The following is a 15,831-nucleotide window of genomic DNA, read 5'->3' on the forward strand; positions in this document are numbered from 1 at the left end:
TAAATTTTAACGAATAAATCGCGGTAGTCCAATTAATGCATCAGTAAATTTTAGCAGATATTTAACTACTAATCGTGGTGCTTAAATTTAATTCTACCCTGAAAAATGTATTAAATAAAATTCGGTGGCGGTGTTGGAACCGTAGGGTGAAAGGGCTCTACATAGCGTTTGAAATGCTCTATAAAACTACTTTTTAAAAAGAAATGGCATGAAGAAAATTCGTAAGCGAAGATTGGATGGTTAAGCTCAATCAGTTTAAAGTCGGTAAATTTGGCGGTTTCTTTAGAAGTATCTTTCCCGCCAGAGTGCTCTAACTCAATTTGCATGATTACCGCCTTCATAATTTCACGGTCAATACAAGTATAAAACACCGGCGCACCCGAAATCCCCATCTTCGCTACGAAGATGAGCATAAAAGCGGTTACAATGATATATTTATACTTCCTTAAAAACATCGGACTAAATTCTAATCTTATTTTAATCTTGCTGTTTGCAAAAGTAATCGGTTTATCGAATTTTCAATATAATTGGCAGTAAAAAACCACAGCAGAAATAAAACTTACATTCAACAAACACTAAATCAACACATTACTACATACTTAAATATACACATTATCGGTTAAAGTTGGTTTATCAATTTTAATATTAATTTAATGTTTGCTTTTTAGATGATGATTTAGGAATTATCAAAAGCTAAATCTTGTTTTCCCGATGTTAATTTTTAATTTTAAAATCTATTGAACCAGATATGGATAAGAAAATTGCTTTACTTCAGGATAAGATAAAAAAGGCCAACCTTGGCGGCGGACAAGATAGAATTGATGCACAACATAAAAAGGGCAAGTTAACCGCTCGTGAGCGCATTCACTTTTTAATGGATGAGGGTAGTTTTGAAGAAATCGGCATGATGGTTACCCATCGAAGCACCGATTTCGGTATGGAACGTGAAAAATATCTTGGCGATGGCGTAGTAACTGGCTACGGCACGGTTAATGGTCGTTTAACCTATGTTTTCTCACAGGATTTTACCGTCTTTGGTGGTTCATTATCCGAAACACATGCTGAAAAAATATGTAAGTTAATGGACATGGCGATGAAAAATGGTGCCCCATTAATTGGCTTGAATGATAGTGGTGGTGCAAGAATTCAAGAGGGTGTTGTTTCTTTAGGCGGTTATGCAGATATCTTTTATAAAAACGTTCAGGCATCTGGCGTAATTCCACAGTTATCTGCGATTATGGGCCCTTGTGCAGGTGGTGCGGTTTATTCGCCTGCCATAACCGATTTTATTTTAATGGTTGAGCAAACTTCTTATATGTTTGTAACCGGTCCAAATGTGGTTAAAACGGTAACACATGAAGTGGTTACATCGGAAGAATTGGGTGGCGCAAATACACATGCTACAAAATCTGGCGTAACACATTTTGCTTGTGCAAATGAAATTGAGGCCATAAATCATGTAAAAAAATTATTGGCTTTTATGCCACAAAATTGTGAGGAAACGCCAGAGCATTTGCCTTATGAGCAAGAGGATGAAAGTCGTATGGCTTTAAATACCTTTATGCCACAAAATGCTTCGCAGCCGTATGATATTCGGGAGATTATTACCACTGTGGCTGATGCAGATAGTTTTTTAGAAGTTCATAAAGATTTTGCCGAGAATATTGTGGTGGGCTTTGCCCGTTTAGCGGGTAGAAGCATTGGTATTGTGGCCAATCAACCGGCTTATTTAGCAGGTGTTTTAGATAGCAACTCATCAACCAAAGCGGCTCGTTTTGTTAGGTTTTGCGATTGTTTTAATATTCCATTGTTGGTTTTTGAAGACGTTCCGGGTTTTCTTCCGGGTACGGATCAGGAATGGAACGGCATCATCACCAATGGTGCAAAATTACTTTATGCCTTTAGCGAGGCCACTGTTCCACGCATTACGGTCATTACCCGAAAAGCTTACGGTGGCGCTTATGATGTAATGAACAGTAAACATATTGGTGCTGATATGAATTATGCCTGGCCGAGTGCCGAAATTGCGGTTATGGGCGCAAAAGGTGCAGCCGAAATCATCTTTAAAAAGGAAATATCTTCAGCCGAAAACCCAGAAGAAAAATGGCTTGAGAAAGAAAAATTATATTCAGATATTTTTGCCAATCCATACAGAGCCGCTGAAAGAGGTTTTATTGATGAGGTTATCGAGCCCTCACAAACCCGTATTAAGTTGATAAAAGCTTTTAAAATGTTAGAAAACAAAGTGGTCAATAACCCGAGAAAAAAGCACGGAAATATACCTTTGTAGGGATGTAAGATGGATGAGATAAGATGGAAGATTTTGGATGGAGCAGATGCATTTTCCATCATACATTATCCATATTCCATTCTACATCCCACATTTTCCATCTTCCATTTCACATTTTACATCCTAAATTATATGTTAAAACGTATAGATATTCTTTTAATGGCCTTTTGCACAGGCTTAATTGTTGCAAATATTTACTATTGCCAACCGTTAGTTATTTTAATTGCGAAAGATTTTAACTTAACCGAAACTTACGCCGGAAGGATTACATATTTAACACAAATTGGCTACGCTTTAGGCTTGTTTCTTTTGGTGCCACTGGGCGATATGTTTGAGCGTAAAAGGCAAATTCTAATCATAACCGGAATGGCAATTGTAGCACTTTTATCAGCTGCCTTAGCTAAAAGCTTTTTATTATTAGAGATTGCCAGTGTTCTTATCGGCACATGCTCTATTGTACCGCAATTGATTTTACCACTTGCAGCAAATTTAAGTACGGATGAAAACCGTGGCGCCAATATTGGCTCGATAATGAGTGGTTTGCTTGTAGGTATTTTAGCGTCAAGGGCAGTAAGCGGAAGTATTGGTTTTTGGCTTGGTTGGCGGGCAATGTACTATATTGCCGCAGCCATTTGTGCCCTTTTAATCATTTTGATGGCGAAAAGATTTCCACAGAGTATCCCATCATTTAATGGAAATTATAAACAGTTGATGGGTTCGATGTTTAGTTACATTAAACATCAACCTGCTCTTCGCGAAACCTCTATTATCAACTTTCTCGCCTTTGCAATCATCAGTGCATTTTGGACAACTATGGTTTTATTTCTCGCTAATCCGCCTTTTAATTTTCAAACCTTACAAATAGGTTTATTCGGGATTGCAGGTGCGGCAGGGGCATTAGCGGCTCCCTTAGTTGGTAAGTTAAGCGATGGCAATAATCCCCGGAAAAACTTAATGATTGGCTTTATTTTACAAATTATAAGTATCGCACTATTTTATTTCACAGGCAGTCATTTATATCTCTTTGTTATTGGTATTGTATTGATAGATATTGGTCAACAGGCGATACACGTAACCAACCAAACCAGAATTTACACTTTAATTCCGGAAGCAAGAAACAGGCTGAATACGATTTTTATGTCGGTAAGTTTTATAGGCGCAAGTTGTGGTTCGGCCTTAGGCTTATATCTTTGGGATAAGGGCGGCTGGAATTTATTTTGTTATGGCATGGCCGCAATCATTTTACTAAATGTTTTAATTTACCGATTTTACGGAAGCAGGAAATTTGCGTAAAAATGCTAATTCAGATAGAACAAATTTTCCCTTCATTAACCTGGCGAATCAGACACGAAAGTATGTATCCTGATGCCCCGTTTGATTTGGTTAAACTGGCAGATGATTTTGATGGCATCCATTTTGGATTGTATGCAGAACATAAACTGACGGGTGTGGTTTCATTGTTTAATGAAGATGATGTATATCAATTCCGCAAATTGGCAATACTCCCAAATGATCAGAAAAAAGGTTATGGTACAATTCTTTTAAACTATTTGATAGATTTTTGTAAAATTCAGAAAGCTTCCAAGCTCTGGTGTAATGCCCGTGTAAATGCTACCGAATTTTATTCTAAATTTGGATTTATTGAAACAGATAATCGATTTTCAAAAAATGGAAATGATTATGTGGTGATGGAAATGAAACTGTAGATTTACGAGATACGATTTAAAAAATTAGAGTAAAATAAATAAAATTAGGTTTAGGAATTAGTTTGGTACATGCTAATCTAAAATCGTAAATCTAAAATCATAAATAAATATGGCTAAGAAAAAAGAAGACGACAAAAAAAAGCATGTTGCTGTTGTAACTAAAAAATCGTTACAATTTTTAGAAGAATATATTAATAATCCTGCACCGACTGGCTACGAATGGGAAGGACAAAAATTATGGTTAAATTATTTAAAGCCATATATCGACGAGCATTTTATTGATAATTATGGAACTGCGGTTGGCGTAATTAATCCAAAGGCTGATTATAAAGTTGTTATAGAAGCTCATGCTGATGAAATTTCATGGTATGTAAATTACATTACAAACGATGGTTTAATCTACGTGATTCGTAATGGTGGTTCAGATCATCAGATTGCGCCATCAAAACGCGTAAATATTCACACAGAAAAAGGATTGGTAAAAGCTGTTTTTGGCTGGCCGGCAATTCACACCCGTCATGGCGAAAAAGAACAAGCTCCAGAACTTAAAAATATCTTTTTAGATTGCGGTTGCACCTCAAAGGAAGAAGTAGAGAAATTAGGTATTCATGTGGGTTGCGTAATCACTTACGAAGATGAATTTATGATTTTGAACGACCGTTATTATGTTGGTCGTGCTTTAGATAACCGTGTTGGTGGTTTCATGATTGCTGAAGTGGCTCGTTTGTTAAAAGAAAACAAGAAAAAACTTCCTTTCGGCTTATACATTGTGAACTCTGTACAAGAAGAAATTGGCTTACGCGGTGCCGAAATGATTGCACAACGCATCAAGCCAAATGTTGCCATTGTAACCGATGTTACACATGACACCACTACGCCAATGATTAACAAAAATACGCAAGGCGATTTATCATCGGGTAAAGGTCCGGTGGTTTCTTATGCGCCTGCGGTTCAAACCAACTTAAATAAATTATTGATTAAAACTGCCGAGAAAAACGAAATCCCTTTCCAACGTCAGGCTTCATCACGTTCTACAGGAACAGATACCGATGCTTTTGCTTATTCAAACGGTGGTGTTCCATCGGCATTAATTTCTTTGCCATTGCGTTATATGCACACTACGGTAGAAATGGTTCATAAAGAAGATGTAGATAATGTAATCAGCTTAATTTACGAAAGCTTGCTTAACATTAAAGACGGACAAGATTTTAGAGAATTTAAATAGATTTTATCAACGCTATAAATTTACGGGGCTTGAAGTTAATTCTTCAAGCCTTTTTTTATAACTTGTTTTATCAAACAGATATAATTATGGCTCAAAATAAAACAACAGAAAACAATGATAGCGTCCCTAATTTTCTGAATATAATCGAAGATGAAACTAAACGTGATGATGCCTTCGAACTGGTTAAAATATTTGAAGAATTATCATCCTTTAAAGCAAAAATGTGGGGCACAGCAATTATTGGTTTTGGCACTTATCATTACAAATATGAAAGTGGCAGAGAAGGAGATGCGCCAATCGTGGGCTTTTCGCCTAGAAAAGATGCTTTTGCACTTTATCTTTCATCAGAATTTCCTAACCGGGCAGAATTATTAGGTCAATTTGGTAAGCATAAAACTGGAAAATCTTGTATCTACGTTAAAAAACTTAGCGATATCAATGTTGACATCCTTAAAAAGATGATTTCCAATTCTTTAATTGATACCGGAGACCGACGTTGCTAAGCATTTATGCGGTAATAACACATGTAAATTAGCGGTTACGGTTTATTAACGTATTTTATTAATTCGCATATTTGATGCTCAATCGAGATAAAACTAACCCTGATTATGATAAAAAAACTACACCTCTATTTTTTAATAGCAGGCACCTGTGTTTCGTTAAATGCTGCTGCGCAGGATGCAGTGAGCTACCAAACACCGCCTAAAGAAATTGCCGATTTATTACTTGCAAAACCAACACCAGGTGTAAGCATTGATGATAAAGCAGAATGGATTTTATTTAGCGAGAGAAATTCTTATCCATCGGTAGAAGAATTGGCAATGCCCGAATATCGCATTGCGGGTATGCGCCTAAATCCAAACAATTATGCGCCTAGCCGCCAGAATTTTATCAATAACTTCTCTGTTAAAAACATTAAAACGGATAAAACTTTCCCGATTACAGGTTTGCCAACACCATTATATGCTGGTAATATTAGTTGGAATCCTTCGCAAAACAAAATTGCCTTTACCAATACTACTCAAAAAGGTGTTGATTTATACATCATTGATTTAGCAACAAAAAAAGCAACGAAAACCAATAAAGCATTCTTAAATACAGTTTTAGGGAGCGGATTAACCTGGTTAAACGACAATACAATCGTTTACAGAGCCGTTACTAAACCTGCAAGCGCAGCTCCGGTAAAACCATTAATGCCAAAAGGTCCAACTGTTCAGCAAAATTTAGGTAAAGCGGCACCAAGTCCAACTTACCAGGATTTAATTAAATCTCCTTTTGATGAGCAACTTTTTGAATTTTATGGCACTTCGCAATTGGTTAAAAATACAGCTGGTGTAGAAACCCCAATTGGCAAACCAGCCATTTATAGTACAGTTAGTTTATCACCAGATAAAACTTATATGTTGGTTGAAACCATCCGCAAGCCATTTTCTTATCTGGTTACGGCTGGGGGTTTTCCATCAACCATGACAATTACAGATTTAAGCGGAAAAGCTGTTAAAGTTCTGGCAGAACTTCCATCTTCAGAAGGTACGCCATCGGGTTACGACAATACACAAAACGTAGCTCGTGGTTTTAGCTGGAGAGACGATGAACCCGCAACCATTATCTGGGCAAAACCATTGGATAGCGGTCTAATAAAGAAAAATGTGCCTTTCCATGATGCAGTTTACGCTTTAAGTGCACCATTTTCGGGTGCAGAAAAAGAGCTGTTCAAAACGGAAACACGTTACCGTGGTATACAATGGGGTAATGCTAATTTAGCTTTAGTTATGGAAGGTTTACGCAGTAAGCAAACCAATAAGGTAAGCATTTACAATCCATCAACAGGAAAAATTGAAGAGCTTTACACGCGGAACCAAACTGATGCTTATGGCAACCCTGGCTCGCCTGTTACTACTAAAAACAAATACGGTCGTTCGGTTATCCATTTAGTTGATAACGGCACCAAATTATTAATGAACAATGTTGTGGGTTCATCAGAAAAAGGAGATTTACCTTTCCTTGCCAAATTTGATTTAGCTACAAAAAAGAATGAAATTATTTGGCGCAGTGCAGAAGGCACTTATGAATTTGTAAGTGATGTGATTGATGCAGATAAACTTGTTTTATTGACCCGTAAGGAAAGTCAGAAGTTAGTACCGAACTATTTCATTAAAAATTTAATATTACGCATAGCGGATAGACCAGTTACCTCTTTTGGAAATCCTTATCCTTCATTAGATGGGATTACAAAGGAAAAAATATCTTACAAACGTGCTGATGGTGTAGATTTAACTGGTGATTTATATTTACCAAAAGGCTATAATAAGGAAAAAGACGGACCATTACCTGCAGTTATCTGGGCTTATCCTCGCGAGTTTAACTCGGCAACTGATGCGGCTCAAATCCGTGGCTCAAAAGATAGATTTACAACTATTGCGTGGGGTTCGCCAATTTACTGGGTAACTCGTGGTTATGCAGTATTAGATAATGCAGAAATGCCGATTGTTGCAAAGGATGGCAAAAAACCAAATGATACTTTTGTTGACCAGTTAAGCTTAAACGCTGAAGCAGCAATTAACAAACTTTCTGATTTGGGCGTTGGCGATAGAAAACGTATGGCCGTGGGTGGACACAGCTATGGTGCGTTTATGACGGCAAATTTATTGGCACACACCAATTTGTTTGCTGCAGGAATTGCAAGAAGTGGTGCTTATAACCGTACATTAACGCCATTTGGATTCCAAAATGAGGATAGAACTTATTGGCAAGCACCTCAAATGTATTACGAAATGAGCCCGTTTAGCTATGCAGATAAAATCAAAACTCCCCTACTTTTAATTCATGGCGATTCGGATGATAACACCGGAACTTATCCAATCAATAGTGAGCGTTTATTTGCAGCCATTAAAGGTTTAGGCGGAACGGTTCGATTTGTTTTCATGCCATTTGAAGCACACGGATATCGTGGTAAAGAAAATATTCTTCACGTACTTTGGGAGCAAGACCAGTGGCTTGAAAAATATGTAAAAAACAAGAAATAAGATACTATACTTAAAAAATAAAAGCTCCGAATTAATTCGGGGCTTTTATTTTTTGTGTGGCAACCATCTTTTAATTGTAATCCTTATTTTTACATTCCGAATTAAAACCATTCAATAACATTATCGCTTCCCTAAACTATGGCTTATATAGATTACTATAAAGTTCTCGAGATTAATAAAACTGCTTCAGCCGATGAAATCAAAAAAGCTTATCGGAAATTGGCTCGAAAATATCATCCCGATGTTAATGCAGATAATGAAGAAGCGAAAAAGAAATTTCAACAAATTAATGAAGCAAATGAGGTTTTAAGCGACCCTGAGAAACGCAAAAAATACGACCAATACGGACAAAACTGGCAACATGCCGATGCTTTTGGCGGACAACAACGCCAGCAATCTCAAAGTCGTGGCAGAGGTGGTTTTTCGGGCTTCGGTGGCGAAGATTTTTCTGATTTCTTTTCATCCATGTTTGGTGGTGCAGGCTCCAGAAGTAGTTCGGGTTCTCCGTTTAAGGGTCAGGATTATACGTCAGAACTGAATTTAAATTTACTTGATGCCTATACTACGCATAAGCAAACCTTAACTGTAAACGGAAAACAAGTTCGTATTACCATCCCGGCGGGCGTAGAAAACGGGCAAAAAATTAAATTGCCCGGTTACGGTGCACCAGGGCCAAATCATGGTCCGGCAGGAGATTTATTTATATCATTTCACATCACCGAACATCCAAAATTTAAGCGCAAAGGCAATGATATTTACATTGACGAACAAGTAGATTTATACACGGCAATTTTAGGCGGCGAGAAAATTGTAGAAACCTTAAGTGGTAAAGTAAAGCTTAATATCCCGGCCGGAACGCAGCCCGATACAAATTTGCGATTAAAGGGCAAAGGCTTTCCTATCTACAAAAAAGAAAACCATTATGGCGATTTATACATCAAATGGCAAATAAAAATTCCAAAAAACTTAAATGCAGAACAGCGGGAATTGTTTGAGCGGCTATCAAAGCTGTAGTTGGTTAAGCACCTAAACTTCAAGGCGATTGTGGTTTAGCGATGCGGAAATGATTTTATATTTAGTGCTAATAAAAAACATTATTTTAATATTAGTTTACTAAATTGGTGCTTTATAAAATTATTAAAATGAGTGAATCCTCTTCGAAATTTATCGAAAAAATAAAAGCATCCTACGCTCCTCAAGGTTCTTACATTTATCTTGGTGCTGGTATTTTAGATGGACAGGTTTATGGCGAGGCCGAAGTTAATTTATCATTAAAAATGATGAACCGACACGGTTTAATTGCAGGTGCAACCGGAACAGGTAAAACCAGAACCTTACAGTTATTAGCCGAACAACTTTCTGATGCCGGAGTTCCGGTTTTTATGCTTGATGTTAAAGGCGATTTATCAGGTTTAAATCAAGCAGGCAGTGTAAACCCAAAAATTGAGGAAAGAGCAAAACAGTTAAACAAAACATTTACACCAACAGGTTTTCCGATAGAAGTTTACTCTCTATCAGGCAAATTAGGTGCACAAATGCGGGCTACAGTTTTAGAATTTGGCCCAACGCTGTTATCGAAAGTACTCGATTTAAATGATACGCAAAGTGGCGTAATGGCTGTAATCTTTAAATACGCCGACGACAACAAAATGCCCGTTATCGATTTAAATGATTTAAAAAAATTACTTTCTTATTTATCAGAAGGAGCAGGCGCTAAAGAAATAAAAGAAAGTTACGGTAGCATTTCTACAGCAACATCGGGAACAATTCTTAGAAAAATTGTTGCAATCGAACAGCAAGGTTTAGCCGGAATGTTTGGCGAAAAATCTTTCGATGCAGATGATTTATTTGAGCGTGTTGATGGAAAAGGCACAATTAGTCTTTTAAATATTGCGGATGTTCAAAATCAACCTGTTTTATACTCCACCTTCCTGTTAAGTTTACTAGCTGAATTATTTAACACCTTACCAGAAGTTGGCGATTTGGATAAACCTAAATTGGTTTTCTTTTTTGATGAAGCACATTTACTTTTCAACAACTCTTCAAAAACATTCTTAGAGCAAATTGAAACGATTATCCGCTTAATCCGCTCAAAAGGTGTTGGCGTATTTTTCTGTACTCAATCTCCAACTGATATTCCGGAAAGCGTATTAGGACAATTGGGTAACCGCGTTCAGCATGCGTTGAGAGCATTTACACCTAATGATGTTGATGCGCTTAAAAAAACGGTGAATACCTATCCTAAATCAGATTTTTATCAAATTGATAAAGTGCTTACTTCATTAGGAACCGGACAAGCTTTAGTTACTGTTTTAAATGAAAAAGGTATTCCGACAGAGGTTTCTGCAACCATGCTCACACCACCAAGGGCAGTAATGGGGCCACTAACCTCTGCTGATTTTGATAAATTGGTAACGTCAAGCCCAATGTATGGTAAGTATAAAGAAACTATCGACCCTGAAAGTGCATATGAGATTTTAACCAAAAGAATAAACGACCAAATTGCAATTGATGAACAGGTAAAACAAGAGGCTGAAGTAAAGAAACAAGAAGAAATAGAAAACAAACCAAAGCCAGGCGAAAAAAGCATAATTGAACAGGTTATGGGCGCTACAATTACCCGCCAGATTGGTAAAGAAATTGTTCGTGGTTTATTTGGTATGTTAACCGGTAAAAAAACACGCACCAAAAGTGGTGGCGGTTTATTTGGATTTTAAATCTGCACTATGAAAAACCTGCTTTTTCTACTTTTATTTCTATCATTCGGGGCCAAAGCACAGTCTGAGGTGCTACCATTTGGTGATGTCATCAGAACTCCCGTAAGAGAAAAGAAATACACTGACGTAGATGGCAGTCCATACTTGATAGAAAAATGGTCAAAAGGAAAAGTTACGCTAAAAAACGGAAAGCATTATCAGTACGACTCATTACGCTATGATTTAATGGATGACAAGCTGATTTTTGTAGATAATGGAAAGATGATGCATTTCGCTGAACCAGTAAGTAGATTTGACTTAAAAGATGCCAAAAATGAAAAACTTTTAAGCTATAAAAACGGTTTTCCACCAGTAGATGCACTCAACAGCGACTCTTACTTTCAAATCATTAGCAACGATAAAATTGGATTGTATAAAAGAGTAAATAAATCAATCACTGAATCCAAACAATATGGCTCAGCTGTAGTTAATAAAACATTTAATACAACAAGCAGCTATTATTCACTTAAAAACGGAATTTTTAGTAAAATTGCATTAAATAAGAAATCAATTTTTAGCTTTATTTGATGATAAAGAAGATAAGCTTAATGAATACTCAAAAAATCATAAGATTGATTTTAAAAATGACATGGAATTAGAACAAATTTTTAATTACTTAAATAAATAAAACGCCCTAGCTAATTATAGAACGATTAGCAAAATTATTAAGAATATGAAACCTACCTTATTAATATTGGCTGCCGGGATGGCTAGCCGTTACGGAAGCATGAAGCAAATTGATGGTTTTGGTCCGAATGGAGAAACCATTATTGATTATTCTATTTATGATGCAATTAATGCCGGATTTGGCAAAGTTGTTTTCATCATCAAAGAAGAATTTGTAGAAAACTTTAAATCGATATTTGAGCCAAAGCTTAATGGAAAAATTGAAACGGATTATGTTTTTCAAAATTTCGACTTAAAGCAATTTGGCATTGAAGAAGAAATTTACAGAGAAAAACCTTGGGGAACAGCTCATGCAATTTTATCTGGCAGAAAAGTAGTTAAAGAACCTTTTTGTGTTATCAATGCTGATGATTATTACGGTTTTGATGCCTTTAAAAAAATGGTTGATTTCTTAAACGATGAAGCTACTGACAGTAATTTCTCAATTATCGGTTATGAAATTGGCAAGACACTTTCTGAGTTTGGCGCGGTTTCTCGTGGCGTTTGTAAAGTAGATGCTTCTGGCAATTTAGAAGAAATTATTGAGCGTACTAAAGTATATCCAAAGGATGGTAAAATTTATTACGAAGAAGATGGCGAAGAATTTCCATTAGAATTTGAAACGCCTGTATCGATGAATTTCTGGGGCTTTACTCCTGCCGTTTTCAGCATTACTGAAAAGTTATTTGTAGAATTTGCAGAAGCAAATAAAGATAAGCCAAAAGCTGAGTTTTTTATTCCATTAATTGGCGAAAACTTAGTTAAAAGCGGCGAAGCTACCTTTAAAGTTGTTCCAACATCAAACAAGTGGTTTGGCGTAACTTATAAAGAAGATAAGCCTTATGTTCAGGATAGTATCGACCAATTGGTTAAAAACGGAACATATCCGGAAAAACTTTGGAATTAATATTTCCCGATTTATACAAAAAGGTTCAGTTAAATTAGCTGAACCTTTTTTATGCGTTGTGATTTCCCCGAAGAATACAGTTTGTTAATCATAAACCCGACAGCAGTGGAAATACTTTTTATTGTAGCAACCTTGAATATCATGTCATGCTGAGGCACGAAGCATCTGCAACCGATGAAACAGATGCTTCGTGCCTCAGCATAACAGAAGTTAAAAAAAGATTGCAGCGAATGGCGGGGCTGCTGTTACCGAAATGCGTAGAACCATTCGTTTCCAAGAAATTAAAATATCGTCATTGCGAGGCACGAAGCAATCTTCAGGTGATTATTCTAAACTTTTAGCTATGAGATTACTTCGTACCTCGCAATGACGAGTGTATAAAACAAAAAAGCGTTCCTGAACCTAATCAGAAACGCTTTTTTATATACCCAAGACTCTCGACTCAGGACTGAAGACTTATTTCTCTTCTTTTACTTCTTCAAAATCAACATCAGTAACGTTATCGCCGCCACCTTGAGGCTGACCATCAGCTTGTGGTTGTTCACCACCGCCTTGAGGTTGCTCACCAGCTTTGTACATTTCTTCTGATGCTGCGTTCCATGCATTTTGCAATTCAGCTTGTGCTGCATCGATATCTGCGAAGTTACGAGCTGCGTGTGCTGCTTTCAATTTCTCTAAACCAGCTTCGATTGGTGCTTTTTTATCAGCAGATAATTTCTCACCAAACTCTTTTAACTGTTTCTCAGTTGAGAAGATTAAAGCATCAGCACCGTTGATTTTCTCGATTTCTTCTTTAGCTTTTGCATCAGCTTCTGCGTTAGCTTCAGCTTCTTGTTTCATTTTCTGAATTTCAGCATCAGTTAAACCAGAAGATGCTTCGATACGGATTTTTTGCTCTTTACCAGTTGCTTTATCTTTTGCGCTTACGTGTAAGATACCGTTAGCATCAATATCGAAAGATACTTCTACCTGAGGTACACCACGAGGTGCTGGTGGAATACCATCTAAAATGAAACGACCAATTGTACGGTTTTGACCAGCCATTGGGCGCTCACCTTGTAAAATGTGAATTTCAACAGATGGTTGGTTATCAGCAGCAGTTGAGAAAGTCTCAGATTTTTTAGTTGGGATAGTTGTGTTCGACTCGATTAATTTAGTCATTACACCACCCATAGTTTCGATACCTAATGATAAAGGTGTAACGTCTAATAACAATACATCTTTTACATCACCAGTTAACACACCACCTTGAATAGCAGCACCAATTGCTACAACTTCATCAGGGTTAACACCTTTACTTGGCTCTTTACCGAAGAAAGCTTTAACTGCATCCTGGATTGCAGGAATACGAGTTGAACCACCAACTAAGATAATTTCGTCGATATCGCTTGTGCTTAAACCAGCATTTTTTAATGCAGATTTACAAGGATCAATCGTACGTTTGATTAAGCTATCAGCCAATTGCTCAAATTTAGCACGAGTTAAAGTACGTACTAAGTGTTTAGGGCCGCTAGCATCAGCAGTAATATATGGTAAGTTAATTTCAGTAGAAGTAGTGCTTGATAATTCGATTTTAGCTTTCTCAGCAGCTTCTTTTAAACGTTGTAAAGCCATTGGGTCTTTAGAAAGATCCATGCTGTTTTCGCTTTTAAACTCATCTGTTAACCAATCGATAATTACGTGGTCAAAGTCATCACCACCTAAGTGAGTATCACCATCAGTAGATTTTACTTCGAAAACGCCATCACCTAATTCTAAAACAGAAACGTCATGTGTACCACCACCGCAGTCAAACACAACAATTTTCATGTCTTTGTGTGCTTTATCCAAACCATAAGCTAAAGCTGCAGCAGTTGGCTCGTTAATGATACGTTTTACTTGTAAACCAGCAATTTCACCAGCTTCTTTAGTCGCCTGACGTTGCGCATCGTTAAAATAAGCAGGTACAGTAATTACCGCTTCAGTAACTTCTTGTCCTAAGAAATCTTCAGCAGTTTTTTTCATTTTCTGCAAAATCATTGCAGAGATTTCTTGTGGAGTATATTTTCTGTCGTCGATTTCAACACGTGGTGTGTTGTTGTCGCCTTTAATCACTTTATAAGGTACACGTCCAGCTTCTTTAGCACTTTCGTCGTAGCTGTTACCCATAAAGCGTTTTACAGAATAAATCGTTTTTGTTGGGTTAGTTATAGCCTGACGTTTAGCCGGCTCGCCAACCTTACGTTCACCGTTTTCTGCAAAAGCAACAATAGACGGTGTAGTACGTTTACCCTCACTGTTTGCAATAACTACAGGCTCGTTGCCCTCCATTACCGAAACACATGAGTTTGTTGTTCCTAAGTCTATTCCAATAATTTTTCCCATTGTATTTTGTATTTTCTCTTTTTTATTTAATAATTCTACAGCTGTTAAACAATGCTTGTGCCAATTGGGTTTTGGCAGAAAATAACCCTAAAAGACTGATAAAATGTAAAAATTATTCTCGTTTAATACTGACAGCATGACAGAAAGAAGATAAAAGTTGAAAGACTAAAGCCAATTTTTTAAAGGATTTGAAAATGAAAGTTCGAATCTCGTCGGGAGCACCCGCCCCGCTGTCCGCTTTACTCCGTTGCACTCCGTGTTCGCTGCCATCGGGTTTAGAAACACAGTTTGTGGGTTTTGGGCTTTCAATTGCCGTCATTGCGAGGCACGAAGCAATCTCATAGGATAAACAGCTCTAATACTTAATAGATTGCTTCGTGCCTCGCAATGACGATGTGGTAAATCATCATTACATAAAACCAACAGCGATGAATAACCCAAATTAATCGTATCTTCAAACATAAATCCAAACAAAATGCAATTAGCAGCACAAATCATAATCGGCTTAATCGCTGTTATCCACATCTACATTTTATGGCTCGAAATGTTCGCATGGACAACCAAAGCGCCTAAAGTTTTTAAAACAATTCCGAAAGAATTATTTGCACCAACCAAAACACTTGCCGCAAACCAAGGCTTATATAATGGTTTTTTAGCCGCAGGCTTAATCTGGTCGCTCTGCATCGAAAACCACCAATGGAAATTTTATGTGGCGATTTTCTTTTTAACCTGTGTAATTATTGCTGGTATTTACGGTGCAGCAACCGCAAGTAAAAGGATTCTTTATGTGCAATCCATTCCGGCATTAGTTGCTTTGATATTATTACATCTTAAATAAGATTAATTCATACCCGTAATTTCATCAATTTCAAAAAAATGAAGTTGAACAGG

At 37.0% G+C, this 15,831-nt stretch carries 13 protein-coding genes; 11 read left to right on the forward strand and 2 right to left on the reverse strand.

Annotation, left to right across the window (positions count from 1 at the left end; all coding sequences use genetic code 11):
- Positions 1-110: 110 nt before the first annotated feature.
- Positions 111-455, reverse strand: a complete 345-nt coding sequence (locus R2Q16_RS01715; RefSeq protein WP_316734798.1) for a hypothetical protein — start codon at positions 453-455, stop codon at positions 111-113.
- A gap of 293 nt (positions 456-748) precedes the next feature.
- Between R2Q16_RS01715 and R2Q16_RS01720 the strand changes: the two genes are divergently transcribed.
- The 10 genes from R2Q16_RS01720 to R2Q16_RS01765 all read left to right on the forward strand — a co-directional run bounded on the left by R2Q16_RS01720 (position 749) and on the right by R2Q16_RS01765 (position 12,576).
- Positions 749-2,290 (forward strand): acyl-CoA carboxylase subunit beta, encoded by a 1,542-nt coding sequence (locus R2Q16_RS01720; RefSeq protein WP_316734799.1) that lies wholly within the window; start codon positions 749-751, stop codon positions 2,288-2,290.
- Between the two features lie 9 nt (positions 2,291-2,299).
- A complete protein-coding gene (locus tag R2Q16_RS01725; protein ID WP_316734800.1) occupies positions 2,300-3,583 on the forward strand; it encodes an MFS transporter in 1,284 nt (427 codons plus the stop codon).
- 2 nt (positions 3,584-3,585) lie between these two features.
- Complete coding sequence (locus tag R2Q16_RS01730) at positions 3,586-3,996, forward strand: GNAT family N-acetyltransferase (protein ID WP_316734801.1); 411 nt, start codon at positions 3,586-3,588, stop codon at positions 3,994-3,996.
- A 109-nt stretch (positions 3,997-4,105) separates the two neighbouring features.
- Entirely contained in the window at positions 4,106-5,221 is a 1,116-nt protein-coding gene (locus R2Q16_RS01735) for a M42 family metallopeptidase (protein WP_316734802.1), read from the forward strand.
- 86 nt (positions 5,222-5,307) lie between these two features.
- Positions 5,308-5,724 (forward strand): DUF1801 domain-containing protein, encoded by a 417-nt coding sequence (locus tag R2Q16_RS01740; protein ID WP_316734803.1) that lies wholly within the window; start codon positions 5,308-5,310, stop codon positions 5,722-5,724.
- Between the two features lie 105 nt (positions 5,725-5,829).
- The gene (locus tag R2Q16_RS01745; RefSeq protein WP_316734804.1) at positions 5,830-8,247 is read left to right on the forward strand and encodes an alpha/beta hydrolase family protein; all 2,418 of its coding nucleotides are present in this window, start codon (positions 5,830-5,832) and stop codon (positions 8,245-8,247) included.
- A 138-nt stretch (positions 8,248-8,385) separates the two neighbouring features.
- Positions 8,386-9,261 (forward strand): J domain-containing protein, encoded by an 876-nt coding sequence (locus R2Q16_RS01750; RefSeq protein ID WP_316734805.1) that lies wholly within the window; start codon positions 8,386-8,388, stop codon positions 9,259-9,261.
- A 128-nt stretch (positions 9,262-9,389) separates the two neighbouring features.
- Positions 9,390-10,964 carry a helicase HerA-like domain-containing protein gene (locus R2Q16_RS01755; RefSeq protein ID WP_316734806.1) on the forward strand — a complete coding sequence of 525 codons (1,575 nt, stop codon included), beginning with the start codon at positions 9,390-9,392 and terminating at the stop codon, positions 10,962-10,964.
- 9 nt (positions 10,965-10,973) lie between these two features.
- Positions 10,974-11,531, forward strand: coding sequence for a hypothetical protein (locus R2Q16_RS01760; protein WP_316734807.1), 558 nt, complete (start codon positions 10,974-10,976; stop codon positions 11,529-11,531).
- Positions 11,532-11,676: 145 nt separating this feature from the next.
- Positions 11,677-12,576 carry an NDP-sugar synthase gene (locus tag R2Q16_RS01765; protein ID WP_316734808.1) on the forward strand — a complete coding sequence of 300 codons (900 nt, stop codon included), beginning with the start codon at positions 11,677-11,679 and terminating at the stop codon, positions 12,574-12,576.
- A 456-nt stretch (positions 12,577-13,032) separates the two neighbouring features.
- Here the strand turns inward: R2Q16_RS01765 and dnaK are convergent, their stop codons facing one another.
- The gene (gene dnaK, locus R2Q16_RS01770) at positions 13,033-14,940 is read right to left on the reverse strand and encodes a molecular chaperone DnaK (protein ID WP_316734810.1); all 1,908 of its coding nucleotides are present in this window, start codon (positions 14,938-14,940) and stop codon (positions 13,033-13,035) included.
- 475 nt (positions 14,941-15,415) lie between these two features.
- Between dnaK and R2Q16_RS01775 the strand changes: the two genes are divergently transcribed.
- The gene (locus R2Q16_RS01775; protein WP_316734811.1) at positions 15,416-15,778 is read left to right on the forward strand and encodes a DUF1304 domain-containing protein; all 363 of its coding nucleotides are present in this window, start codon (positions 15,416-15,418) and stop codon (positions 15,776-15,778) included.
- Positions 15,779-15,831: the final 53 nt, after the last annotated feature.

Source organism: Pedobacter aquatilis (genome assembly GCF_032678425.1).
Taxonomy (GTDB): domain Bacteria; phylum Bacteroidota; class Bacteroidia; order Sphingobacteriales; family Sphingobacteriaceae; genus Pedobacter; species Pedobacter aquatilis_B.

What these genes read in the sequence shown, in the direction of transcription:
- R2Q16_RS01720 (WP_316734799.1), top strand. Translation starts at nt 749, where the DNA reads ATGGATAAGAAAATTGCTTTACTTCAGGATAAGATAAAAAAGGCCAAC.
- R2Q16_RS01730 (WP_316734801.1), top strand. Translation starts at nt 3,586, where the DNA reads ATGCTAATTCAGATAGAACAAATTTTCCCTTCATTAACCTGGCGAATC.
- R2Q16_RS01745 (WP_316734804.1), top strand. Translation starts at nt 5,830, where the DNA reads ATGATAAAAAAACTACACCTCTATTTTTTAATAGCAGGCACCTGTGTT.
- R2Q16_RS01735 (WP_316734802.1), top strand. Translation starts at nt 4,106, where the DNA reads ATGGCTAAGAAAAAAGAAGACGACAAAAAAAAGCATGTTGCTGTTGTA.
- R2Q16_RS01755 (WP_316734806.1), top strand. Translation starts at nt 9,390, where the DNA reads ATGAGTGAATCCTCTTCGAAATTTATCGAAAAAATAAAAGCATCCTAC.
- R2Q16_RS01715 (WP_316734798.1), bottom strand. Translation starts at nt 455, where the DNA reads ATGTTTTTAAGGAAGTATAAATATATCATTGTAACCGCTTTTATGCTC.
- R2Q16_RS01760 (WP_316734807.1), top strand. Translation starts at nt 10,974, where the DNA reads ATGAAAAACCTGCTTTTTCTACTTTTATTTCTATCATTCGGGGCCAAA.
- R2Q16_RS01775 (WP_316734811.1), top strand. Translation starts at nt 15,416, where the DNA reads ATGCAATTAGCAGCACAAATCATAATCGGCTTAATCGCTGTTATCCAC.
- R2Q16_RS01765 (WP_316734808.1), top strand. Translation starts at nt 11,677, where the DNA reads ATGAAACCTACCTTATTAATATTGGCTGCCGGGATGGCTAGCCGTTAC.
- dnaK (WP_316734810.1), bottom strand. Translation starts at nt 14,940, where the DNA reads ATGGGAAAAATTATTGGAATAGACTTAGGAACAACAAACTCATGTGTT.
- R2Q16_RS01750 (WP_316734805.1), top strand. Translation starts at nt 8,386, where the DNA reads ATGGCTTATATAGATTACTATAAAGTTCTCGAGATTAATAAAACTGCT.
- R2Q16_RS01740 (WP_316734803.1), top strand. Translation starts at nt 5,308, where the DNA reads ATGGCTCAAAATAAAACAACAGAAAACAATGATAGCGTCCCTAATTTT.
- R2Q16_RS01725 (WP_316734800.1), top strand. Translation starts at nt 2,300, where the DNA reads ATGGATGAGATAAGATGGAAGATTTTGGATGGAGCAGATGCATTTTCC.